This window comes from Bacillus sp. RSS_NA_20, assembly GCF_020165915.1.
Lineage (GTDB): Bacteria > Bacillota > Bacilli > Bacillales > Bacillaceae > Bacillus > Bacillus altitudinis.
Genome location: NZ_JAIUKW010000005.1, coordinates 2,553,589 through 2,577,455, shown reverse-complemented (window position 1 = coordinate 2,577,455; position 23,867 = coordinate 2,553,589). Strand labels below are relative to the sequence as shown.

Below are 23,867 nucleotides of genomic sequence, written 5' to 3'. Positions count from 1 at the left end.
TTTTCCTGTGAAAAAGGCTCCCGATTCAGCGGAAGCCTTTTCTCATTTTTTATTTAAAAATGACAGACAGAACAAACAGTCTCCCTCTTTCCGAATGCTCCCATAATGTACATTACAAATATGGAAGCCCTCCTGATATAAACGAGCTAGGTTATCATGACCTTCTCCTATATCAGAATGACTTGGCTTCTGGGCAGAATCATGCTCTGCCTCAGACGATTTATCTCGATCGGATTGATCCAGACGTTCACGCAAGTGCTGATTCTCCATCTGCAGCTGATGATTTTCTTCAATCACTTCACCGATATGATTTTTCAAATCACCTAGCTGGCGATAAAGAGAACCGATTTGTTCTTCTAAATTAATCACCGTATCAAATAGTTCCTTTTTATCCAAGGTGGCACACCTCGTTACTCAGTTGTTTGTGCAGATACAACGCCTTCTTGTAATAATTCTTCCCAAGTATATTCTATCACTTTTTCTTGCCCGGTTAATTCAACTTGCAAAATTCGTTCTAAAATATTAAGCCCTACTACCTTTGCAGAGCCATTAGACGTCTGAATCGTTTCACCGATGTCCGGTAATTGTTCTTTTGCTGTTTCGTACTCATCATTCTCATATTTCAAGCAGCACATTAAACGGCCGCAAAGCCCTGAAATTTTGGTAGGGTTTAACGAGAGGTTTTGATCTTTTGCCATTTTAATGGACACAGGTTCAAAATCTCCTAAGAAAGTTGAACAGCAAAGCATACGTCCACACGGACCAATGCCGCCTAGCATTTTTGCCTCGTCTCTTACACCGATTTGACGAAGTTCAATTCTCGTCTTAAAAATAGATGCAAGATCCTTGACCAGCTCACGGAAATCTACTCTGCCATCCGCTGTAAAATAGAAGATGACCTTGTTGCGGTCGAATGTAAATTCGACATCGACCAGCTTCATTTCCAGGCCGTGTTCACTTACTTTCTGAAGACATGTGTCAAAGGCTGCCATCGCTGCTTCTTTGTTCTCCTCAACGATGAGCCGGTCTCGTTCGTCTGCGACGCGAATCACCTTACGCAAAGGAAGAACCACATCGTGTTCATCTACTTTTTTATTGGCGATGACCACTTGCCCGTACTCAACACCTCTGACTGTTTCTACAATGACACAACTATCATTTTCTATATGAAATCCATTAGGATCGAAATAATAGATTTTGCCCGCTTTTTTAAAGCGAACACCAATTACGTTGTACAAGCTTATCCCTCCTGCAACATCAACACCAATTGCTCCATTAGCCCTTGGGCATTCACGTTGGATTGAAGTCTCTTTTTCGCTTCTAATACAGCAAGGATCTGATTCGTCACCATCTGCTGTGTGGAATGCAGCGCGTGCTGCTTCATTGTCTGGAATAAGTCTTGATAAATGACTTTATCTTCATTTCCTATTTGAATCGACAATACATCACGATATATAAATAAAAGCATATCAAGACCAGTTTCTTGAAGGTCTTTCTCTTTGAAAAAAGGCATCCATTGATCTTGTATATAAAAAAATGCATGTTCTTTTCGCTGGTGTAAGACTTCATACAATTTTATCACTTTCGCTCTAGACTCTGCAAACTGATCATTTCGACTTAATTCGAGTGCTTCTGCTAAATTATTGGTTAAATTCGACAAAAGCCTTGCAAGATCCTGAGACACGCCTTCTTGTAAAAGCTGCTGCTCCAAAGATTGCGGCTGCAGCGGCTTAAAGCTAAGCATCTGACATCTTGAAATAATCGTATCCAGCATTTTATGCGATTGTTCAGTGATTAAAACTGCCATCGTTTCCCGGTTGGGCTCCTCTAGGAACTTTAATAAACTGTTCGCAGCATTGACCGTCATTTTGTCCGCATGGAGAATGATATACATTTTCCGATGCGATTCTACGCCTGCTTTTGTAAATTCCTCCTGCAAAGCCTGCACTTGCGCCTTCTTAATTGATTGACCGTCAGGCTGCACTAGATGTAAATCTGGATGGTTGCCAGACTGAATTCTTTTGCAGTTTTGACAGGACTCACATGGTTTCACTCCTGCTTCCAAACAAAAAAAGCTCTTCGCTAAAAGCATCGCAGCATCTAGCTTTCCGGTCCCTTTTTTTCCTTCAAATAAGTAAGCATGAGCCAGTCGGTCTTTATCAATACTATTAAAAATCAGCCGCATGACGCGCGGCTGCAACTCATTCATGTCATTCCAGCTAATTGCCATGTTATCACTCTCTATGTGTAAAGGTTAATCAATAAACCTTTTATTTCTCCAATACGTTCAAGTAAATCAATCGAGGGTTTCTCCTGATTCATCATATCCTCTGTTAACTCAATCAGCTTTTCATCTAATGCTTTGACTAAAGCGAGTGTTCGTGTGTTGCCATAAATGTCAAAGCTCCTTGATGTCTCTATATTTAATCCATTATCGACTGTTTCTTTTACAAAGCGTTTCACAAGTCCTTTAAACCTAGCCAAATCTTTAAGGTTTCGTGACTTTGTCAGTTTCTTGCCGAAGACTTCGATATCGCTCAGCATGACTGTCAGCTGCTCTAAACGCATTTTACCACTTTGTGTCTCCATCGATGATTTAAACGATGCTGAAGTTTGGCTTCCTTTCATCGCTTGAAGTTCACGCTTTTCTAAAAGCAGCCGCATATCTTGATTAATTTTCACAGCAACCCATCCTTAAAATTGATGAAATTGTTCAACTGGCAGAATAAAGACGGTAGCTCCACCAACTTCAACCTCAACAGGGTATGGTACATATGAATCTGCATTTCCACCCATTGGTGATACAGGCGCGATCATTTGATCACGTTTACGGCAATTTTCCTTGATTAGCTGTAACGCTTTATCCACTCGGACATCATCACAACCAATGATAAAAGTCGTATTCCCAGACTTTAGAAATCCACCAGTCGAAGCTAATTTTGTCACGCCGAATTGATGTTCAGTCAATATTTTCAATAACTTGCTGCTATCTTGATCCTGTACAACGGCAACAATTAATTTCATTTGAATGGCCTCCTTCATTTTAGGCACAGGTGACATGCCGATGTCTTCCTCTATATTATAACAACGATTGGGAATGAGGTCATATTTGATTTTTCTTTAATGTGTCCTGAATCAGCTGAAACACTTCATTAAAGACATCCTGAACAGGCTGAGACGCATCTACTACACGGAATCGTTCTGGTGATTGCGCAATCAGAAGCTCATATCCTTCTCTGACCATTTGATGAAAATTCAGTGTTTCCATGTCTAATCGATTTTTTTCTCTTCCTTGATTGGCATCAATTCGCTTTAGACCTTCCTCTGGTGTAATGGAAAAGTAAATGGTCATTTGTGGCATCGTGCCATCAATGGCGAAATCATTAATGGATTTGACTTCTTCAATCCCAAGCCCTCTCGCATAGCCCTGATAAGCAAGGGAGCTGTCGACAAAACGATCACATAAAACAGTTTCCCCCCGCTTCAATGCCGGTTCTACTTTTTCAGCCAAATGCTGCCTTCTAGCTGCTGCATAAAGCAATGCCTCTGTTTTTGCGTCCATTTTTGTATTTTTTTCATTTAAAATGACTTCACGAATTTGCTCTGCAATGTCAATGCCTCCGGGCTCACGTGTCGCCATCACTGCATAGCCTTGACGTTCCATTTCTTCGTACACTTTTCGAATCACTGTCGTTTTTCCAGCACCCTCCGGTCCTTCAAACGTAATAAACATACCGCTCATAGTGTCTCCTCTTCTATATAAACATATAATTTTCTCTGGTGAATCACCTGACTTGCTTGCACATGAACTTGATGCCCAAGCAAACGGCTTAACGTCGCAATTTGATCTGATTCAATCGGTTCTCCTTTAATCATCAAAGGAATACCAGGCGGATAGGGAATGACCGATTCTGCACTAATCCGGCCAGCTGCTTTTTCGAATGGAACAGCTTCTACATCTCGCTTTTGCTGATCGTCCTCTAAGAAGAGCGATCCCGTTTGAAGCTCTTTTTTTACAAGCAATGAATCACTTTGCTGAAGAGCCTGCTCTATAGCTGTAAAAGGAATGTCCTTTGTATGTCTTAGACCAAAAACGAGTAACACTTGATGTTCATCCGCAAGTTCTGGGTGAACATCCACCGACTCAAGCACCTTTTTGAGTTCATAGCCTGTCAGCCCTTTTGTTGAACGAATGACACATTTTAATGGATCCATAGGTAAAGAGTCAGACTCAACCACTTCGAGATTGGAGATCATATTGAACTGTGCTTTCAGCTTTGCCAAGTCTCTCATGATTTCATCCATTAACCCTTTTCCCTTCAACTCCTCCACATAAGCTCTCGCCAAATCTAACGAAGCCATAATTGGATAAGAAGGTGAACTGCTTTGAAGCATCGTTAATAACGTCTTTATCCGCTTCACATCCATTCGGTCTCCTTGAAGATGGAGATAAGACCCCATCGTCATTGCCGGAAGGGTTTTATGTGCTGATTGTACCACCACGTCTGCTCCATAGGAAAGGGCAGATGGAGGAAAGGCACCGCCTAATACAAAATGAGCACCATGTGCCTCATCAACTAATACAATGATGCCAGCTTCATGACACATTTGAATGAGTCTTGATAAATCAGCTGCATGTCCGTAGTAGTTCGGATATGTCAAAACAATTGCCCGGCAGTTAGGATGTGTCGCCATAGCTTGTTTGACTGTTTCCTCCGTCACATGGGTTGGGACGTGCAAGTACGGATCACTCTCAGTTTCTAACATAATAGGCGTCGCTCCCGCAAGCTCAATCGCATGGAACACAGACTTATGACAATTTCGCTGAACGAAAATGCCCTCCCCAGCCTGACACGCAGACATCACCATCGCCAAATTGCCAACGGTTGTGCCATTCACAAGGAAAAAACTTTGTTTAGCTCCATATAGCTTTGCCAATAAATCCTCTGCCTCTTGAATCACCCCAGTCGGATGGTGAAGATCATCTAGACCTTCAAGTTCTGTCACATCCAGCTGAAGAATGGGTGCATAATAGGACCGTGCCTCATCAAAAAAGACATCTCCATTGTGATGTCCCGGAACGTGAAAAGAATAGGGCTTCTTTTCCGCATGTTGTGATAATGCTGTATATAAAGGTGTTTTCAAACAAATCGACCCTTTTCACTTAAACGATATCTTATATCTATTATAACGTTCAAACAAGTGAACTGAAAGATGGATTCTCATTCCTTTATTGGTTTATGATTCACCAGCTTCTGCTCTGCCTCATGCATGCTGCTTTTTAATTGAGCTCGTTCTTGGCTCCCATGTTCTTTTACCTGCAACGTTTCCTGCAATGTTTCGGCCAATTGGCGCTGAACCTTTTTCAACGTATCTATAGGCGTTAAGGATGCATCTTCAAGAAGCTGTCCTTGCTGCTTCGATATCTGTTCATATGTTTGCTGGATACGCTGTTCAAGTGCTGAATTGGCTCGCTGCTGAATATGATTGAACGCAATCGACATTTGGTTGATCCATAAAGGAATTGATGCGGAAACAGTTGATTGAATATGATTGGCTAATGTATGGTTTGTATGCTGAATCATTCGAATTTGGGCATTACATTGCAGTGCGATTTGACGGCTCAACAGCAAATCATACTTCCGTTCTTTTAATCTCTCCATATATTCTTCTTCATCGACTTCCCGACTCATCAATTGTTCCTCAAATGTCCGATCATGTGACTGTGATTCTGTTAGGGCATGTTGCTCTAACAGCGTCAATTTTGCTTCAACTGCTGCAACCTGTAACGTCATCTCTTGAAAGTATGATTGATTTTCTTCAAATAAACGCTCCAATAACTTATGGTCCGAAATTAACACACCTCTGGCGTAACGAAGCCTTGCTGACAATCTCTCTATCTGTGCTTCTGCTTGTTTAAAACGAGATATGATCTCCTGAGTAGAACGCTTTTCTCGCTGAAATAACCTTAAAAAAAAGCCTCGCTTCTTTGGCAATAAATCCTCTGGCTCCACTAAATGCAGTTGCTGTAAAAAAGCTTCTAGAACGTCTCCGATTTGGTCAATATCTTTTTTCTCCACATATTGCATCATTTGTTTTGATTGTTCTAACAATCGTTCCTGCACACGTGTGCCATAGAAAAGCAGTTTTTGTGGATGGTCAGGGATCTTCTCAGCTCGCTGTAGCGCCTCCTGCTTTTCCTCATCAGATAAGGTATCAAACACCCGAAACGGAAGATCTGTAGTAGATGGGGCTGGTGGTATGACTGGATCTTCTGGTTTCATCGAGTTTGACTCCTTTCATATCTATTTTTTAATCATTTTATCGGCCACTTCAAGTTCAATATGAAGTGCTTCTATATCTCTTCCTAAAACTTGCTGTAAATCATTCGTCAATTGCTTTTGCAGTTCAGTCAGCGTAACTCGAGTTTGGCTTAATGTCATTTCAAGCTCATGGCTACGATTCGGCTGATTATACAGCAGTGCATATTTCTCAGTTAATTCAACAACAGAATCCAAACTCTCAAAATAAAACCGCTGTGCATCATAAAACCGGTTCGGTTCCTTTTTTGTTATCGTATAGATGCGTCGTGCAAGCCGAAGAATTTCATAATTATGCTTGATCGTCTGTACGTTCTTCACAGCAAATAAAGCTTTTTTCAAACGAACCAGCTTTTGCCCAGCTTCTTTTAAGTGCTGTTTAATATATACATAATCACTGCGAGACAGTCCGTGTTTCTTCAAAAACAACTGGAAGGCAGCCCATCGGCTTCCTGCAAACATCACACCCCACCCAATCATCGCATACAGTATCGACAATCCAACATGATGATGGAAAACACCAATACTGACAGTTAAAATCACCAGCGAAAAAAGAGTAGAGAGAACGGCCCATACAAATGTGTAAAAAATTGATTTCATGTTCATCGACTCCTATGAATAATCAGGCTCTCTGTTTATCTTATTATTTATTACGGTTGATGTCCAAACTAAGTTCCAAAAAACAGGCCCAATCCCCGATTGCCCATAAAAAAAGACCATCTAATGGTCTATGAATACAAAGGCGGCGTATGAAGATTTTTAAGCTTTCTTACATAATCAGCATAACTAGGATCCGAGGTTGATGTAGAAATTAACTTCCGTTCACAATCTCGGCATAAAAACTGATGATATAAATAAATTCCCTTTGTTTTTTTCTCTTCACAAATCAAACAAATTGCTTCTCGCTCTTTTTTGCTCATTGTGACACCTCCACTTATAGCTTCAGTATGCCCTAGCGCTTTCAATTGTATACAAAATTAAGAATGTTTTAGATGATAGTTTAGTATATGTATCCATGCCAGATCGAGTGTTTGTTCCTTTTTTAAAATACAAAAAAGACCAGTTCCGATTGGAACTGATCCTTTGAAAAGCTTGGCGGCGTCCTACTCTCACAGGGGGAAACCCCCAACTACCATCGGCGCTGAAGAGCTTAACTTCCGTGTTCGGTATGGGAACGGGTGTGACCTCTTCGCTATCGCCACCAAACCTGATGGAGAGAATGTTCTCTCAAAACTAGATAACAATGTTCATTTTTCACATTAGAATATAGGTTAAGTCCTCGATCTATTAGTATCTGTCAGCTCCACGTGTCACCACGCTTCCACCTCAGACCTATCAACCTGATCATCTTTCAGGGATCTTACTTCCTTGCGGAATGGGAAATCTCATCTTGAGGGGGGCTTCATGCTTAGATGCTTTCAGCACTTATCCCGTCCGCACATAGCTACCCAGCGATGCCCTTGGCAGAACAACTGGTACACCAGCGGTGCGTCCATCCCGGTCCTCTCGTACTAAGGACAGCTCCTCTCAAATTTCCTGCGCCCGCGACGGATAGGGACCGAACTGTCTCACGACGTTCTGAACCCAGCTCGCGTACCGCTTTAATGGGCGAACAGCCCAACCCTTGGGACCGACTACAGCCCCAGGATGCGATGAGCCGACATCGAGGTGCCAAACCTCCCCGTCGATGTGGACTCTTGGGGGAGATAAGCCTGTTATCCCCGGGGTAGCTTTTATCCGTTGAGCGATGGCCCTTCCATGCGGAACCACCGGATCACTAAGCCCGACTTTCGTCCCTGCTCGACTTGTAGGTCTCGCAGTCAAGCTCCCTTGTGCCTTTACACTCTGCGAATGATTTCCAACCATTCTGAGGGAACCTTTGGGCGCCTCCGTTACATTTTAGGAGGCGACCGCCCCAGTCAAACTGCCCACCTGACACTGTCTCCCTGCCCGATAAGGGCAGCGGGTTAGAAGGTCAATACAGCCAGGGTAGTATCCCACCGATGCCTCCACCGAAGCTAGCGCTCCGGTTTCCAAGGCTCCTACCTATCCTGTACAAGCTGTACCAACATTCAATATCAGGCTGCAGTAAAGCTCCACGGGGTCTTTCCGTCCTGTCGCGGGTAACCTGCATCTTCACAGGTACTATAATTTCACCGAGTCTCTCGTTGAGACAGTGCCCAGATCGTTGCGCCTTTCGTGCGGGTCGGAACTTACCCGACAAGGAATTTCGCTACCTTAGGACCGTTATAGTTACGGCCGCCGTTTACTGGGGCTTCAATTCGCACCTTCGCTTACGCTAAGCGCTCCTCTTAACCTTCCAGCACCGGGCAGGCGTCAGCCCCTATACTTCGCCTTACGGCTTCGCAGAGACCTGTGTTTTTGCTAAACAGTCGCCTGGGCCTATTCACTGCGGCTTCTCGGGGCTTTAACACCCTAAGAAGCACCCCTTCTCCCGAAGTTACGGGGTCATTTTGCCGAGTTCCTTAACGAGAGTTCTCTCGATCACCTTAGGATTCTCTCCTCGCCTACCTGTGTCGGTTTGCGGTACGGGCACCTCTCACCTCGCTAGAGGCTTTTCTTGGCAGTGTGGAATCAGGAACTTCGCTACTAAATTTCGCTCGCCATCACAGCTCAGCCTTCACGGGAAACGGATTTGCCTATTTCCCAGCCTAACTGCTTGGACGCGGATATCCAATACCGCGCTTACCCTATCCTCCTGCGTCCCCCCATTGCTCAAATGGTGAGGAGGTGGTACAGGAATATCAACCTGTTGTCCATCGCCTACGCCTTTCGGCCTCGGCTTAGGTCCCGACTAACCCTGAGCGGACGAGCCTTCCTCAGGAAACCTTAGGCATTCGGTGGACGGGATTCTCACCCGTCTTTCGCTACTCATACCGGCATTCTCACTTCTAAGCGCTCCACCAGTCCTTCCGGTCTGACTTCACTGCACTTAGAACGCTCTCCTACCACTGTTCGTAAGAACAGTCCGCAGCTTCGGTGATACGTTTAGCCCCGGTACATTTTCGGCGCAGAGTCACTCGACCAGTGAGCTATTACGCACTCTTTAAATGGTGGCTGCTTCTAAGCCAACATCCTGGTTGTCTAAGCAACTCCACATCCTTTTCCACTTAACGTATACTTTGGGACCTTAGCTGGCGGTCTGGGCTGTTTCCCTTTCGACTACGGATCTTATCACTCGCAGTCTGACTCCCAAGGATAAGTCATCGGCATTCGGAGTTTGACTGAATTCGGTAACCCGGTAGGGGCCCCTAGTCCAATCAGTGCTCTACCTCCGAGACTCTTACCTTGAGGCTAGCCCTAAAGCTATTTCGGAGAGAACCAGCTATCTCCAGGTTCGATTGGCATTTCACCCCTACCCACACCTCATCCCCGCACTTTTCAACGTGCGTGGGTTCGGGCCTCCATTCAGTGTTACCTGAACTTCACCCTGGACATGGGTAGATCACCTGGTTTCGGGTCTACGACCACGTACTCATGCGCCCTATTCAGACTCGCTTTCGCTGCGGCTCCGCATCTTCTGCTTAACCTTGCACGGGATCGTAACTCGCCGGTTCATTCTACAAAAGGCACGCCATCACCCGTTAACGGGCTCTGACTACTTGTAGGCACACGGTTTCAGGATCTATTTCACTCCCCTTCCGGGGTGCTTTTCACCTTTCCCTCACGGTACTGGTTCACTATCGGTCACTAGGGAGTATTTAGCCTTGGGAGATGGTCCTCCCGGATTCCGACGGAATTTCACGTGTTCCGCCGTACTCAGGATCCACTCTGGAGAGAACAACATTTCAGTTACAGGGCTGTTACCTTCTTTGGCGGGCCTTTCCAGACCTCTTCGCTTATATCGTTCCTTTGTAACTCCGTATAGAGTGTCCTACAACCCCAAGAGGCAAGCCTCTTGGTTTGGGCTGTTCCCGTTTCGCTCGCCGCTACTCAGGGAATCGCATTTGCTTTCTCTTCCTCCGGGTACTTAGATGTTTCAGTTCCCCGGGTATGCCTTCTCATACTCTATGTATTCAAGTATGGATACTACTCCATTACGAGCAGTGGGTTTCCCCATTCGGAAATCTCCGGATCAAAGCTTGCTTACAGCTCCCCGAAGCATATCGGTGTTCGTCCCGTCCTTCATCGGCTCCTAGTGCCAAGGCATCCACCGTGCGCCCTTTCTAACTTAACCATTTCTTACTTTAGAAAGAATCACTATGTGTGATGAACTTTGCATTGCATTCAATGTGAATGTATTACTTATTGTTATCTAGTTTTCAAAGAACACGTTGGTGGAGCCTAGCGGGATCGAACCGCTGACCTCCTGCGTGCAAGGCAGGCGCTCTCCCAGCTGAGCTAAGGCCCCGATTTAATAGAAGATGGTGGGCCTGAGTGGACTCGAACCACCGACCTCACGCTTATCAGGCGTGCGCTCTAACCAGCTGAGCTACAGGCCCATCTTTCATATCGAAGATATGATGTTGTAGGATCTTTTGCAAGTTCCTTCAAAACTAAACAAGACGAAAAACGTACGCTGCTCCATATATCCTTAGAAAGGAGGTGATCCAGCCGCACCTTCCGATACGGCTACCTTGTTACGACTTCACCCCAATCATCTGCCCCACCTTCGGCGGCTGGCTCCATAAAGGTTACCTCACCGACTTCGGGTGTTGCAAACTCTCGTGGTGTGACGGGCGGTGTGTACAAGGCCCGGGAACGTATTCACCGCGGCATGCTGATCCGCGATTACTAGCGATTCCAGCTTCACGCAGTCGAGTTGCAGACTGCGATCCGAACTGAGAACAGATTTGTGGGATTGGCTAAACCTTGCGGTCTCGCAGCCCTTTGTTCTGTCCATTGTAGCACGTGTGTAGCCCAGGTCATAAGGGGCATGATGATTTGACGTCATCCCCACCTTCCTCCGGTTTGTCACCGGCAGTCACCTTAGAGTGCCCAACTGAATGCTGGCAACTAAGATCAAGGGTTGCGCTCGTTGCGGGACTTAACCCAACATCTCACGACACGAGCTGACGACAACCATGCACCACCTGTCACTCTGTCCCCGAAGGGAAAGCCCTATCTCTAGGGTTGTCAGAGGATGTCAAGACCTGGTAAGGTTCTTCGCGTTGCTTCGAATTAAACCACATGCTCCACCGCTTGTGCGGGCCCCCGTCAATTCCTTTGAGTTTCAGTCTTGCGACCGTACTCCCCAGGCGGAGTGCTTAATGCGTTAGCTGCAGCACTAAGGGGCGGAAACCCCCTAACACTTAGCACTCATCGTTTACGGCGTGGACTACCAGGGTATCTAATCCTGTTCGCTCCCCACGCTTTCGCTCCTCAGCGTCAGTTACAGACCAGAGAGTCGCCTTCGCCACTGGTGTTCCTCCACATCTCTACGCATTTCACCGCTACACGTGGAATTCCACTCTCCTCTTCTGCACTCAAGTTTCCCAGTTTCCAATGACCCTCCCCGGTTGAGCCGGGGGCTTTCACATCAGACTTAAGAAACCGCCTGCGAGCCCTTTACGCCCAATAATTCCGGACAACGCTTGCCACCTACGTATTACCGCGGCTGCTGGCACGTAGTTAGCCGTGGCTTTCTGGTTAGGTACCGTCAAGGTGCAAGCAGTTACTCTTGCACTTGTTCTTCCCTAACAACAGAGCTTTACGATCCGAAAACCTTCATCACTCACGCGGCGTTGCTCCGTCAGACTTTCGTCCATTGCGGAAGATTCCCTACTGCTGCCTCCCGTAGGAGTCTGGGCCGTGTCTCAGTCCCAGTGTGGCCGATCACCCTCTCAGGTCGGCTACGCATCGTCGCCTTGGTGAGCCGTTACCTCACCAACTAGCTAATGCGCCGCGGGTCCATCTGTAAGTGACAGCCGAAACCGTCTTTCATCCTTGAACCATGCGGTTCAAGGAACTATCCGGTATTAGCTCCGGTTTCCCGGAGTTATCCCAGTCTTACAGGCAGGTTACCCACGTGTTACTCACCCGTCCGCCGCTAACATCCGGGAGCAAGCTCCCTTCTGTCCGCTCGACTTGCATGTATTAGGCACGCCGCCAGCGTTCGTCCTGAGCCAGGATCAAACTCTCCGAAAAAGTACAAAACCGAAGTTTTGTTTTTCGTCAGCGTTTGACTGACTACCTATGATGTATCATAGGATTTTTTTATAAAAACTCGAATTAACAGGTACGTTTTGTCTTGTTTAGTTTTCAAAGAACTTGTTTACCGCTTCAGAAGCGACTAGAACATCTTATCACGTCCAAGTTGTTAGTGTCAACAACTTTTTTGTTATTATGTTTTTTCGTTTCTTCGTCATCAGCGACGTATATTAATTTACCACCATATATAATCAAAGTCAACAATATTTTGCATTAAATAATAAACTTTTCAATTACGACTAAAGCTGCTACACCTGGAATGCCCAACAAACCACTAATTCCACTCGTTACAGGGTTAATGGAAACATGAAGCCCTAAACTCTCACCGAATAAATTGAGACAAAATAAAAAAAGAGCACCTGCGACAAACTTAACTCCAATAAGCCCTAACCATTTGAATGGATTCGCTTGAACACCTGACATAAACAACAATAAAACAGCTAACAAAATTGAACCAATCACAATAACAGGTTCCATAATCCTCTCATCTCCTCTTCATATGAATAGTACAAGCATATGAGAGGATTATGTAAAATAGACCTGCTATCTCCAGTTGTTTAAACGTAAATTTCTCTTTTTCGCTTCTCTCAGATAGAAAAAGTACTTCGCTTGAGCAAGCTTTAATTCGAATAGAATGTCCGGTGAAGGCTCAACGCTATTTGCGACAAGCTTTTTTTGTCTGTTCCATTCTTCCTTTTGCTTAAAAAGCTGTTGAATTAATATCTCATCGAATTCTTTTCGAATTGATTTTCTGCGAAGAAAACCCATGTACCGTACTTCTCCTTCCTACATCTCACGTCTGCCTTCTAGAGCCTTAGAAAGTGTGACTTCATCCGCATACTCTAAGTCTCCACCTACTGGGAGTCCGTGAGCAATGCGAGAGAGTTTAATTCCTGATGGTTTCAACAATCTAGAGATATACATAGCTGTCGCTTCACCCTCAATGTTTGGGTTGGTTGCAAGAATGACCTCTGTGACTTGATCGTCTTGCAATCTTTTTAATAGGTCAGGAATTTTAATATCCTCTGGTCCAATTCCGTCCATTGGTGAAATAGCACCATGAAGCACATGATATAAGCCGTTGTATTCTTTCATTTTTTCCATTGCGATCACATCTTTTGGATCCTGCACGACACAGATCACAGATTGATCTCTTCTTGTATCTTCACAAATATAGCAAGGATCCTGGTCGGTGATATGTCCGCAAACAGAACAATAAGTTAAATTACGCTTTGCATTAACAAGTGCCTTCGCAAAATCCAGCACGACGTCTTCCTGCATACTAAGAACAAAAAAAGCCAGACGGACCGCAGTTTTAGGTCCGATTCCTGGCAATTTCATAAAGCTATCAATCAGCTTTGATATTGGTTCAGGATATTGCATCTTCAGTTATTCCTCCTAGAATAAACCTGGCATGTTCATTCCTTTTGTGAATTGACCCATTGTTTCATTCGTTAGTTCATCAACTTTTTTCAATGCATCATTTGTTGCTGCAAGTACAAGGTCTTGAAGCATATCGATGTCTTCAGGATCAACAACTTCTTCATTAATCGCCACATCAATGACTTCTTTTTGTCCATTTACTTTTACAGTGACCATACCGCCACCCGCAGTACCTTCAAGGACTTTTTCTGCAAGCTCTTCTTGAGCCTTAGCCATATCCTTCTGCATTTTTTGCATTTGTTTCATCATTTTTTGCATATTTCCCATTCCACCGCGCATATGAACACCACTCTCTTTCAAATTGTTAATCTTTAATTTCAATTAAATCGGTTCCTACTAACTTCTTTGCTTCTGCAATTAATGGATCTTCTTCAGCAGAAGCTGCCTGACCATCTGCTTGTTCTTCAGGCTGATGATCTCTTAAAAATTCTTCTCTTATTTTACCCCATTGAGCGTCAGGAACGCCAACTAATTCCACTCTTTTTCCTAGCATAGATTCTAGCAGTTGCTCAAGATTGGTTCGAACACCACTTTTATCTTCGGCCACCATCTTACAATGTATTTCAAATTTGAATTTTAAAACAAAGGCATGAGTTGCCGCCGCAACTGGTTCACTATCTGTTAATAGCGCAGCGTGAGATACCTTATTTTGCTGTTTTAATTGGGCAAGAAGCTCTCCCCATTTGCCTTTTATTTTTTCTAGTTCCGGTCGCTTCGCTTCTTTTAAAATCTCATGAATTCGACCGACAGGTGCACGATAGCCATTTTTATTACTCGTTTGAGGTCGAGGTGCTTCCGTTTTTGCTTGAGGACTCTGAGACTGAGTCATTGGAACACCCTCAGCTTTTAGCCTAGATAGCTCCTGTTCCAGCCTGTCTATTTTATTCGTTAACGCTGTTAGGTCGGAATCAGCCGGAGATGATACAGCACCAGCCGTTGACTGACAGAGCTTAACCACAGCTACTTCAAAGAAAATTCTAGGATGGTTTGTCCATTTCATTTCCTGATGGCTTTTATTCAGCACTTCAATCGTTTCATAAAGAAACTGAGGTGCCACACGTTCTGAAAGAGCCACAAACTTATCGTCGACTTTGACTTTTTCAAGGACACCTTCAAGATCCGGTGCTGTTTTGAATAGAAGCATATCTCTAAAGTAGAAGATCATATCCTCTATTAATTTCGCAGCATCTTTCCCCTGTTGAAGCAATTCATTTAACGTATCCAGCGCTATCGCAATATTTTGCTCAAAAATGGCTTCAGCAAGCTGACTAATGAAATGCTGAGATACAGCACCTGTAATGAGCAGTGCATCATCAATTGTTAGCTGTTCACCACTAAATGAGATCGCTTGGTCAAGGAGACTAAGTGCGTCACGCATGCCTCCATCTGCCGCACTAGCAATAATCTCGAGTGAACCCTCTTGTATATTTAGGCTTTCTGCATCTACAATTTTCTCCATTCGTCCAACAATATCTTTTGTCGTGATCCGTTTAAAATCAAATCTCTGACATCTTGATATGATGGTAAGAGGAATCTTATGAGGCTCTGTGGTAGCCAAAATAAAGATACAATGAGCAGGTGGTTCCTCTAGCGTTTTAAGAAGTGCATTAAATGCCCCGATAGAGAGCATATGTACCTCATCTATAATATAAACCTTATATGTAACCGCTGAAGGAGCAAATTTCACTTTATCACGTATATCCCGAATTTCATCTACCCCGTTATTTGAGGCAGCATCTATTTCAATCACGTCTGAAATCGAACCGGTCGTAATCCCTCTACAGGCATCACACTCATTACACGGCTCACTAACAGGTGACTTTTCACAGTTCACTGCTTTCGCAAAAATCTTGGCAGCACTTGTTTTACCTGTTCCTCTAGGACCTGAAAATAAGTAAGCATGAGAAAACTTTTTCTGCAAAAGGGCATTTTGCAACGTTTTTGTGATGTGTTCTTGTCCAACAACATCCTCAAAAACTTGAGGTCTGAACACTCGGTATAAAGCTTGATAACTCACAAATACGCCCTCCTCCATTTATCATCATGTTCATTATACATGATGCAACGATCAATTCAAAAGTACACCTTTATTTTCTAATAAACGAAAAAGAGCATTTCCTTTAAAGACTTTTTACTTTTCTTGATTAAAAAACGTGTTTTCCTGCTTTCTGAAAATGTCTGCCAGATCAATAAGAACATTTGTTCCACTTATAAATTACTTCAAAAATACCTCACCCCGAAAATGGCTTTTTTGCTATTTGTATAAACAAAACAACTGATATATTCTTTCAATAGCAACAAAAAACTCACCTAGATAAACTAGATGAGTTACATTTAATATTGATTTACCGTGCACCTTCTGTCGATTCGCTACCCCAAGCGTTACTTAAACAGTTAGCTCGGCCCAGGCAACCCTGCGGCACATGAGAGGTTTCACTTAATGCTGCTTCCTTCCGGACCTGACATGGTTCATGAATTCCCATTGCGCAGGACCCAGACGTCAACACCACTTATTTAAGGCAGACCTTGAAGTAAACGAACCTTGAGAAGGGATTCGGCCTCGCTAGAGCGGATTGCGAGTACAGGGCACCGCTACCTCCCCGCTTAGCACGGCAAAATGAATATTAAATTGTTGGTGACGCAGACATAAGTATACCTTCTAAGTGATAAAATTGCAAACGACATCCATTCATTTACTTTTCGCCTGCTTCTTACGCTGACGGAGGTCTCGAAAGAACTGACTTAACAGCTCACCACACTCATTTTCAAGCACACCGCCAATGACTTCAGACTGATGATTGAACCGCTCATCGTCCAATAAATTCATTAAAGTACCAGCACATCCACCTTTAGGATCATAGGCACCAAAAACGACCTTTTTCACTCTTGAAAGTACAATAGCGCCTGCACACATTGGGCACGGTTCGAGTGTAACATAAAGTACAGCATCTTCTAAACGCCAGCTACCAGTCATTTTACAAGCTTCATCAATAGCAAGTAATTCCGCATGAGCAATTGATCGCTGTTCACTTTCCCTTAAATTGTGAGCACGGCTTACAATTTGATCATCAACAACGATGACGGCACCGATTGGAACTTCTCCTATTTGTTTTGCTTTCAAAGCTTCAGAAATAGCTTCTTGCATAAACTGTTCATCTTTCGTCATAGCACGGCTCTCTTTTCATGTTTTTTTAAAGGATATTGAGGTTAACATATTATCACAATCTTTTAAAGGGGGTCTTGATTTGCCAAAACAACAAAAGGCACTACTTATTATTGACATGATCAATAATTTTGATTTCGAAATGGGACATGTGCTCGCTGAAAAAACAGAGCAAATGACCAATAAAATTTTAGCCCTTAAACGACACGCTTTCAAGAAAAATTGGCCAATTATCTATATCAACGACCACTATGGACTCTGGAAGGCTGATATCAAAGCTGTTATGGAAACATGCAAAAACGAAAGAAGTGCCCCTATTTTAGAGCAAATGGCACCATCTAAAGATGATTACTTCTTAATTAAACCTAAGCACTCTGCCTTTTACGGAACAGCACTAGAGACACTCCTAAATGAATTAGGTGTGCAAGATCTTATTTTAACTGGAATTGCCGGAAACATCTGTGTCCTGTTCACTGCAAATGACGCTTACATGCGAGAGTACAACCTTACTGTACCTAAAGATTGTATTGCTTCAAATGATGATAGGGACAACGAGTACGCTTTAACGATGATGGAGAACGTTCTTCTTGCCAAAATCACAACAACTAAAGAGATCACGGATGAAAATCAAACATGATTTATCCATCACCCTCATAAATTGTTAGCAATAACAAAGGGGGCGTTGACCATTCAAATTTATGTTGTCAAAAGAGGAGATACATTAAATGAAATTGCCATGCGTTTTAAAACAACGGCAAATGAAATCATTCGGACCAACGACATCGAAACACCAAATCAACTAGTCGTTGGACAAACAATTGTCATCCCTATTAGAGGTCAATTTTATGAGGTCAAACAAAATGATACACTTTATCAAATTGGAAGAAGATTTCAAATTTCGGTAGAAGAATTGGCACGTGTGAATCGGATTCGGCCTGAAGCCATATTGCCTATTCGTTTTTTGCTTTATATTCCACAAAGACCGAAAAGAAATATTAATTCTAATGCTTATATAGAACCTCGCGGAAACCAAGTCAGCGAAAATTTAAAGCAAGCAGCCAGAGAGGCATCTCCATACTTAACACATCTCGGTGCCTTTAGTTTTCAAGCACAAAGAGACGGCACACTTCGCGAGCCACCTTTAGATCAATTACCTCAGATTGCCGCTCAAAGCAGAACGGTTTTAACCATGGTAGTCACAAATCTAGAGAATGATAAATTTAGTGATGAACTCGGGCGAATCCTTTTAACAAATCAATCTGTCAAAACGACATTATTAAATGAAATCGTCCGCGTTGCTCAAAAGTATCAATTAAAAGAAATCCATTTTGACTTTGAATATTTACGCCCTGTTGATAAAGAAGCTTACCTTCAATTTTTAAGAGAGGCAACAACTCGTTTTCATCAACAGGGTTGGACTATTTCTGTGGCACTCGCTCCTAAAACAAGCAGTGAACAGAAAGGAAAGTGGTATGAGGCGCATGACTATGAAGCAATTGGTAAGATTGTTGATCATGTTGTACTGATGACTTATGAGTGGGGCTACAGCGGCGGGCCTGCACAAGCCGTCTCTCCGATCGGCCCTGTCCGCCAAGTCATTGAATATGCACTGACTGTCATACCTGCCAATAAAATTGTGATGGGGCAGAATTTATATGGTTATGATTGGACGCTTCCTTATGTTCAAGGAGGCCCTATCGCCAAAGCCGTCAGCCCTCAACAAGCGATTGCCATTGCTAGAGAGAATAATGTATCCATTTTATATGACGAAACAGCACAAGCACCTTATTTCCGTTATACAGATGCTAACAACAAAGAACACGAGGTTTGGTTTGAAGATGCGAGATCCATTCAAGCCAAATTTAATCTCATTAAAGAGTTAAACCTAAATGGAATTGCTTACTGGAAATTAGGTCTATCCTTCCCACAAAACTGGTTGTTGTTATCAGATCAATTTAATATTGAAAAAAGAACGACATCGTAATTCATTCGCTCTATCTCTCAGAAGGGGTATGGTACAATATACATTGGTTTGACAACTTTATAGTTAGAGGAGAACGCCTATGTATCCTGCCCCTTTTATTGCAGTGGAAGGCCCAATTGGAGCCGGAAAAACAACCTTGGCTACAATGCTTTCAAAGGAATTTCAATTTCCTTTAGTAAAAGAAATTGTAGAAGAAAATCCATTCTTAGATAAATTTTATGAAGATATGGAACAATGGAGCTTTCAGCTTGAGATGTTTTTTCTATGCAATCGGTTTAAACAGTTAGAATCTATTGAAGAGAACTATGTCAAAAAACAGCAGCCGATTGTCACTGATTATCATGTCTATAAAAATATGATATTTGCAGAAAGAACCTTATCCAAAAAGCACATGGATAAATACAGAAAGATCTATCACTTGCTGACAGATGATCTTCCTAAACCAAATGCCATGATCTATATAAAAGCCAGCCTTCCCACCTTACTTGATAGAATAAAGATGAGAGGCCGATCTTTTGAAGAAGACATTGATCCAGCTTATTTAAAAACCCTGATTGAAGATTATGAGTTGGCCATCGAGCATTTAAAACAAACTGACCCAGGTCTTCCTATCATTACAATTGAAGGCGATCATACAGACTTCGTTTCCTCACAGCAAGATTACCAGCAAATTGTACAGAACATAAAGGAGCAAGTACTATGAAAAATATTGAAATACCAAAGGATGCTGTCATTACAATTGCAGGGACAGTTGGTGTCGGAAAATCGACCATGACGAAAACAATAGCGGACAAGCTAGGGTTTCAAACTTCTCTCGAAAAAGTAGATGATAATCCATACTTAGAGCCTTTTTATTCAGATTTCCAAAGATGGAGCTTTCATTTACAGGTCTATTTTCTAGCTGAACGTTTTAAGGAGCAGAAACGAATCTTCGAGTCTGGTGGAGGTTATGTACAAGATCGGTCAATTTATGAGGACACTGGTATTTTTGCTAAAATGCACGCAGACAAAGGTACCATGTCAGAGGTAGACTATGAAACGTATACAAGTCTATTTGAGGCGATGGTGATGACACCTTACTTCCCTCACCCAGATGTCCTCATTTACTTACATGGGGATTTAGATCATATATTACATCGTATTGAAGAGCGCGGGAGAGAGATGGAAACTCAAACCGATCGAGCATATTGGGAAGAAATGTACACTCGATATACGGAATGGATTGAACAATTTGATCTGTGCCCTGTGATTAAAATTAATATTGAAGATTACGACTTACTTCATGATGAAAGCTCACTTGATCCAATTCTTCATGAAATTGCTTCTGTTATTCAAAAAAATCGCTCTAACACAAAATAAAAAAAACCGCTGCATTTCTCGAATGCAGCGGTTTGACAATTTCCAATTTTTATGCGTTTCAATTCAACTAAGGTAAAATCAATATGGCGGAGGAAGAGGGATTCGAACCCCCGCGGGCTTTGACACCCCTGTCGGTTTTCAAGACCGATCCCTTCAGCCGGACTTGGGTATTCCTCCGTATCGACAAGAATTAATATATCATATCATCTTATTTTAAGTCAACATCTTTTCGAAAAAAATTTCAACATTTGATTTTGGTATGATGTTTAGCCTATAAAAAGCAGCCGATTATCGGCTGCTCTTCATCTCTTACGTATCCTGTCTAATGTCTTCTATAAAAAGATTCATCTCTTCTTTAAAATCATTTAATGACTCAATTATCTTTGTAAAGTCTGTCACTTGTTTAGCTTGTTCGTTTGTTGAACTGCTGATTTGTGAGATATTTTCAGATAAAGTGCCAATGCTGTCTTGGATTTCTTTTAAAAATGCATTAATGGTTTCAGCTGCTTCCTTTGATCCATCTGATAACTTACGTACCTCGTCTGCAACAACAGCAAAGCCTTTTCCATTTTCACCTGCTCTTGCCGCTTCAATTGCAGCATTGAGTCCTAACAGGTTTGTTTGTCTCGCAATACCGCCAATGGTTTTGACGACTTCTTCAATGTTTGCGGATTTCTCTTCTGCTCTTCCGGCCTGCTCACTAATTTCTAAGCTTGTCGCAGCCAGTTCTTGAGAATGAGCAGCAATTTGCTCAATTCCACCTTGTAACTCTTTCGCTACTTTATTGATATGTTCCATATAGCCGCTTAATTTCTTCTCACGATGATGTGAAAAAGCCACTAAAAAAGAGCCAATCACTTTTCTATCTTCATCAAAAATCGGATAACCTTTTACAGCAATTTCATAACCATATAAAGACTCTGGCAAATGCCCATCATATTCTTGTCCTCTTAATGTCGTCGCCACGTTTTGGTCCTCTGGGTTTAAAGCGTCCCCTACTTTAATGCCAAAATCTACTGTGGTCGATGGATAATAGCAAAGTACCTTTTCTGTATCAGTGATGCCGAAAAGAACACTTTCATCTAGAACTTTTCTGAGTAATTGAGCCATTTCAACATAATAGTCAAGCCTATTCAAGGTTATTCCTTCTTTCCTAGATGCTTTTAGTTCTTTTATCGGCTTATTTTAGAAAAGCTGTAGAAGTTTAGGTAAAAAGAATAAGATGCCATGACGGCATCTTATTTTATCACTTCTTTATTTCCCATATAAGGACGTAACACCTCAGGAATGATCACTGTTCCATCTTCTTGTTGATAGTTTTCTAAAATGGCTGCAACAGTTCTTCCTACTGCTAAACCAGATCCATTTAATGTGTGGACGTGTTCTGGCTTTGCTTTAGGCTCAGGGCGGAAACGAATGTTTGCTCGTCTCGCTTGGAACGCTTCAAAGTTACTGCAAGAAGAAATTTCACGATACGTATTTTGGCTTGGAATCCATACTTCGATATCGTATTTCTTCGCAGCCGTAAAGCCTAAATCTCCTGTACACATGCTCATGACACGGTATGGCAGGTTCAATAATTGAAGAACTTTTTCTGCTTGGTTTGTTAGTTTTTCTAATTCTTCATAAGAATCTTCTGGTCTGACAAATTTCACAAGCTCTACTTTGTTAAATTGGTGCTGACGGATGAGTCCGCGCGTATCTCTGCCAGCAGAACCAGCTTCTGATCTAAAGCAAGCACTAAATGCTGCATAGTTGATTGGCAGCTGCTCTCCTTCAAGAATTTCGTCACGGTGCATGTTCGTAATTGGCACTTCAGCCGTTGGAATGAGGAAATAATCTTCTTCTCGAATTTTAAAAGCATCCTCTTCAAACTTTGGAAGCTGTCCAGTTCCTGTCATACTTGCTCTGTTGACCATATAAGGTGGTAGTACTTCAGTAAAACCAAATTCATCTACGTGTAAATCCAGCATAAAGTTATAAAGTGCACGCTCTAACCGTGCGCCTAGCCCTTTATAAAAAACGAAACGGCTTCCTGTCACTTTTCCTGCACGTTCAAAATCCAAAATTTTCAGCTCATCGGCTACATCCCAATGCGGCTTTGGTTCAAATGAGAAGGCTGGCTGTTCGCCCCATTTTCTCACTTCAATGTTGTCATCTTCTGTTTCACCGACTGGTACAGAGTCATGAGGGATGTTTGGAATTGAGAATAGGATGGTTTGCAGGCTTTCCTCTACTGTTCTTAATTCATCATCTAACTTCTTAATCTCATCGCCTACCTCACGCATTTCTTGAATAATGTGATCGGCGTCTTTCTTTTCTCTTTTTAGAACAGCCACTTGCTGTGATACTTCATTTCTTCGGCTCTTTAATACTTCTGTTTTGCCGATTAATTCTCTTCTTTTTTGATCCAGTTCACCAAACTTATCAAAATCCGCTAAATCTTCGCCTCGATGGGCTAATTTTTCTTTGATTTGATCAAAATCCGTGCGCAGTTGTTTAATATCCAGCATGTGTAACACTCCTTTTTTATCGAAAAATAAAAAGAGCCCTCATCCCATGAAAGGGACGAGAGCTCTCGCGTTGCCACCCTGATTGAAAACACGCCAAAAGCATGCTTTCCTCTTTCCTCTGTAACGGCATCACCGTAAATGCTTACTTCGTGTTTCAGCATTTCGCTCAAGGATGGATTCAGAATGCATCTTTCACCGATTCTCACCAACCATCGGCTCTCTGAGAAAGAGGGGCTTCTTACTATTTCCCGTCAACGCTTTTTCGATCTTTGATTGTGATTTTAATGTACTATAAGTTTTATCTCTTTTCAACCGTTTTATACAGCAAGCTTCGTTTTATAGGACTCCACCATCTCAACAAACAGCTGTGTTAACCGATGGTCGTCTGTCAGCTCTGGATGAAAAGAACAACCTAAGATATTGTTTTCTTTCGCCATCACAATCCTGTCGTCATACTCAGCCATGACCTCTACGCTCTCATCTGCGCTGATGATATGAGGCGCACGGATGAACACTCCTGTAAACGGCGCATCCAGTCCTTTCACTTCTACATCTGCTTCAAAGCTGTCTACCTGTCTGCCAAACGAATTACGTGCAACAGATACATTTAACAGTCCAAGATGAGCATCTTCTCGATCTTCTATATGCTTTGCCAGCATAATCAAACCGGCACAAGTCCCAAATATCGGTTTACCTTGAGCAGCGAACGCTTTAATCGGTTCAATGAATTGGTACGTATCCATGAGTCTTCTCATCGTCGTACTTTCACCACCAGGGATAATGAGACCGTCAACAATTTCTAACTCCTCTACCCGCTTGATGATCTTTCCCGCTGCGCCACAAGCTTCAATCGATTGAATATGCTCTCTCACCGCTCCTTGAAGCCCTAGTACACCAATTGTTAGCATGTTCGT

The 23,867-nt window shown here is 42.8% G+C and carries 22 protein-coding genes, 3 tRNA genes, 3 rRNA genes, 1 other RNA gene, 1 pseudogene and 1 other annotated feature; of the genes and pseudogenes, 4 read left to right on the top strand and 26 right to left on the bottom strand.

What is annotated here, in order from left to right; all coding sequences use genetic code 11:
• Nucleotides 1-42 precede the first annotated feature (42 nt).
• The 22 genes from yabA to tadA form a co-directional block, all read right to left on the bottom strand.
• A complete protein-coding gene (yabA, locus tag LCD32_RS18860) occupies nucleotides 43-396 on the bottom strand; it encodes a DNA replication initiation control protein YabA (RefSeq protein WP_007496228.1) in 354 nt (117 codons plus the stop codon).
• Between the two features lie 14 nt (nucleotides 397-410).
• Complete coding sequence (locus tag LCD32_RS18855) at nucleotides 411-1,238, bottom strand: stage 0 sporulation family protein (RefSeq protein WP_007496230.1); 828 nt, start codon at nucleotides 1,236-1,238, stop codon at nucleotides 411-413.
• Between the two features lie 2 nt (nucleotides 1,239-1,240).
• Nucleotides 1,241-2,230 carry a DNA polymerase III subunit delta' gene (gene holB / locus LCD32_RS18850; RefSeq protein ID WP_224564523.1) on the bottom strand — a complete coding sequence of 330 codons (990 nt, stop codon included), beginning with the start codon at nucleotides 2,228-2,230 and terminating at the stop codon, nucleotides 1,241-1,243.
• Nucleotides 2,231-2,241: 11 nt separating this feature from the next.
• Nucleotides 2,242-2,682 carry a YaaR family protein gene (locus tag LCD32_RS18845; RefSeq protein WP_008341898.1) on the bottom strand — a complete coding sequence of 147 codons (441 nt, stop codon included), beginning with the start codon at nucleotides 2,680-2,682 and terminating at the stop codon, nucleotides 2,242-2,244.
• Between the two features lie 12 nt (nucleotides 2,683-2,694).
• Nucleotides 2,695-3,024, bottom strand: coding sequence for a cyclic-di-AMP receptor (locus LCD32_RS18840; protein WP_012008640.1), 330 nt, complete (start codon nucleotides 3,022-3,024; stop codon nucleotides 2,695-2,697).
• 79 nt (nucleotides 3,025-3,103) lie between these two features.
• Nucleotides 3,104-3,742 (bottom strand): dTMP kinase, encoded by a 639-nt coding sequence (gene tmk, locus LCD32_RS18835; RefSeq protein ID WP_007496237.1) that lies wholly within the window; start codon nucleotides 3,740-3,742, stop codon nucleotides 3,104-3,106.
• Nucleotides 3,739-5,145 carry an aminotransferase class I/II-fold pyridoxal phosphate-dependent enzyme gene (locus LCD32_RS18830; RefSeq protein ID WP_060780662.1) on the bottom strand — a complete coding sequence of 469 codons (1,407 nt, stop codon included), beginning with the start codon at nucleotides 5,143-5,145 and terminating at the stop codon, nucleotides 3,739-3,741. The genes tmk and LCD32_RS18830 overlap by 4 nt, the downstream gene beginning before the upstream one ends.
• 77 nt (nucleotides 5,146-5,222) lie before the next feature.
• Complete coding sequence (locus tag LCD32_RS18825) at nucleotides 5,223-6,284, bottom strand: toxic anion resistance protein (RefSeq protein WP_060780661.1); 1,062 nt, start codon at nucleotides 6,282-6,284, stop codon at nucleotides 5,223-5,225.
• A gap of 21 nt (nucleotides 6,285-6,305) precedes the next feature.
• Nucleotides 6,306-6,920, bottom strand: coding sequence for a 5-bromo-4-chloroindolyl phosphate hydrolysis family protein (locus LCD32_RS18820; RefSeq protein ID WP_017359333.1), 615 nt, complete (start codon nucleotides 6,918-6,920; stop codon nucleotides 6,306-6,308).
• Nucleotides 6,921-7,048: 128 nt separating this feature from the next.
• Entirely contained in the window at nucleotides 7,049-7,240 is a 192-nt protein-coding gene (locus LCD32_RS18815) for a sigma factor G inhibitor Gin (RefSeq protein ID WP_017359334.1), read from the bottom strand.
• Nucleotides 7,241-7,410: 170 nt separating this feature from the next.
• Nucleotides 7,411-7,526: ribosomal RNA gene (rrf, locus tag LCD32_RS18810) — 5S ribosomal RNA — on the bottom strand.
• Between the two features lie 61 nt (nucleotides 7,527-7,587).
• Nucleotides 7,588-10,518: ribosomal RNA gene (locus LCD32_RS18805) — 23S ribosomal RNA — on the bottom strand.
• Between the two features lie 98 nt (nucleotides 10,519-10,616).
• Nucleotides 10,617-10,692, bottom strand: a tRNA-Ala gene (locus LCD32_RS18800).
• 14 nt (nucleotides 10,693-10,706) lie between these two features.
• A tRNA-Ile gene (locus LCD32_RS18795) sits at nucleotides 10,707-10,783 on the bottom strand.
• Nucleotides 10,784-10,879: 96 nt separating this feature from the next.
• Nucleotides 10,880-12,428 (bottom strand): 16S ribosomal RNA (locus LCD32_RS18790).
• Together the 16S, 23S and 5S rRNA genes with 2 tRNA genes alongside form the textbook arrangement of a ribosomal RNA operon.
• A 276-nt stretch (nucleotides 12,429-12,704) precedes the next feature.
• Nucleotides 12,705-12,968 carry a pro-sigmaK processing inhibitor BofA family protein gene (locus LCD32_RS18785; protein ID WP_008342006.1) on the bottom strand — a complete coding sequence of 88 codons (264 nt, stop codon included), beginning with the start codon at nucleotides 12,966-12,968 and terminating at the stop codon, nucleotides 12,705-12,707.
• A 66-nt stretch (nucleotides 12,969-13,034) separates the two neighbouring features.
• Nucleotides 13,035-13,259 (bottom strand): YaaL family protein, encoded by a 225-nt coding sequence (locus tag LCD32_RS18780; RefSeq protein WP_008342008.1) that lies wholly within the window; start codon nucleotides 13,257-13,259, stop codon nucleotides 13,035-13,037.
• Nucleotides 13,260-13,277: 18 nt separating this feature from the next.
• Nucleotides 13,278-13,874: a recombination protein RecR gene (gene recR / locus LCD32_RS18775; RefSeq protein ID WP_003218094.1), complete on the bottom strand. Its 597-nt coding sequence runs from the start codon at nucleotides 13,872-13,874 to the stop codon at nucleotides 13,278-13,280.
• Nucleotides 13,875-13,889: 15 nt separating this feature from the next.
• On the bottom strand, nucleotides 13,890-14,213 hold the full coding sequence (locus LCD32_RS18770) for a YbaB/EbfC family nucleoid-associated protein (protein WP_025206594.1): 324 nt from the start codon (nucleotides 14,211-14,213) through the stop codon (nucleotides 13,890-13,892).
• 25 nt (nucleotides 14,214-14,238) lie between these two features.
• Nucleotides 14,239-15,951: a DNA polymerase III subunit gamma/tau gene (gene dnaX, locus LCD32_RS18765; RefSeq protein ID WP_017359011.1), complete on the bottom strand. Its 1,713-nt coding sequence runs from the start codon at nucleotides 15,949-15,951 to the stop codon at nucleotides 14,239-14,241.
• A gap of 331 nt (nucleotides 15,952-16,282) precedes the next feature.
• Nucleotides 16,283-16,547, bottom strand: an RNA gene (gene ffs, locus LCD32_RS18760) — signal recognition particle sRNA large type.
• A gap of 76 nt (nucleotides 16,548-16,623) precedes the next feature.
• The gene (gene tadA, locus LCD32_RS18755; protein WP_008342015.1) at nucleotides 16,624-17,100 is read right to left on the bottom strand and encodes a tRNA adenosine(34) deaminase TadA; all 477 of its coding nucleotides are present in this window, start codon (nucleotides 17,098-17,100) and stop codon (nucleotides 16,624-16,626) included.
• 79 nt (nucleotides 17,101-17,179) lie between these two features.
• Between tadA and LCD32_RS18750 the strand changes: the two genes are divergently transcribed.
• From LCD32_RS18750 to LCD32_RS18735, 4 genes are all read left to right on the top strand, one after another.
• Complete coding sequence (locus tag LCD32_RS18750) at nucleotides 17,180-17,734, top strand: isochorismatase family cysteine hydrolase (protein ID WP_080987767.1); 555 nt, start codon at nucleotides 17,180-17,182, stop codon at nucleotides 17,732-17,734.
• Between the two features lie 99 nt (nucleotides 17,735-17,833).
• Nucleotides 17,834-19,081: a glycoside hydrolase family 18 protein gene (locus tag LCD32_RS18745; RefSeq protein WP_235629394.1), complete on the top strand. Its 1,248-nt coding sequence runs from the start codon at nucleotides 17,834-17,836 to the stop codon at nucleotides 19,079-19,081.
• A gap of 79 nt (nucleotides 19,082-19,160) precedes the next feature.
• Nucleotides 19,161-19,784, top strand: coding sequence for a deoxynucleoside kinase (locus LCD32_RS18740; RefSeq protein WP_017366700.1), 624 nt, complete (start codon nucleotides 19,161-19,163; stop codon nucleotides 19,782-19,784).
• A complete protein-coding gene (locus LCD32_RS18735; protein ID WP_024719578.1) occupies nucleotides 19,781-20,440 on the top strand; it encodes a deoxynucleoside kinase in 660 nt (219 codons plus the stop codon). The genes LCD32_RS18740 and LCD32_RS18735 overlap by 4 nt, the downstream gene beginning before the upstream one ends.
• An 84-nt stretch (nucleotides 20,441-20,524) precedes the next feature.
• On the opposite strand, the gene LCD32_RS18730 is transcribed toward LCD32_RS18735, so the two are convergent.
• From LCD32_RS18730 to pdxT, 4 genes and pseudogenes are all read right to left on the bottom strand, one after another.
• Nucleotides 20,525-20,617 (bottom strand) — tRNA-Ser (locus LCD32_RS18730).
• Between the two features lie 132 nt (nucleotides 20,618-20,749).
• Nucleotides 20,750-21,082, bottom strand: a pseudogene (locus LCD32_RS19420) (methyl-accepting chemotaxis protein); the annotation flags it as partial.
• Nucleotides 21,083-21,678: 596 nt separating this feature from the next.
• Nucleotides 21,679-22,953 (bottom strand): serine--tRNA ligase, encoded by a 1,275-nt coding sequence (gene serS, locus LCD32_RS18720; RefSeq protein WP_008342028.1) that lies wholly within the window; start codon nucleotides 22,951-22,953, stop codon nucleotides 21,679-21,681.
• A 48-nt stretch (nucleotides 22,954-23,001) separates the two neighbouring features.
• Nucleotides 23,002-23,217, bottom strand: a binding site (T-box leader).
• 53 nt (nucleotides 23,218-23,270) lie between these two features.
• Nucleotides 23,271-23,861 carry a pyridoxal 5'-phosphate synthase glutaminase subunit PdxT gene (gene pdxT, locus LCD32_RS18715; RefSeq protein ID WP_224564506.1) on the bottom strand — a complete coding sequence of 197 codons (591 nt, stop codon included), beginning with the start codon at nucleotides 23,859-23,861 and terminating at the stop codon, nucleotides 23,271-23,273.
• Between the last annotated feature and the right edge of the window lie 6 nt (nucleotides 23,862-23,867).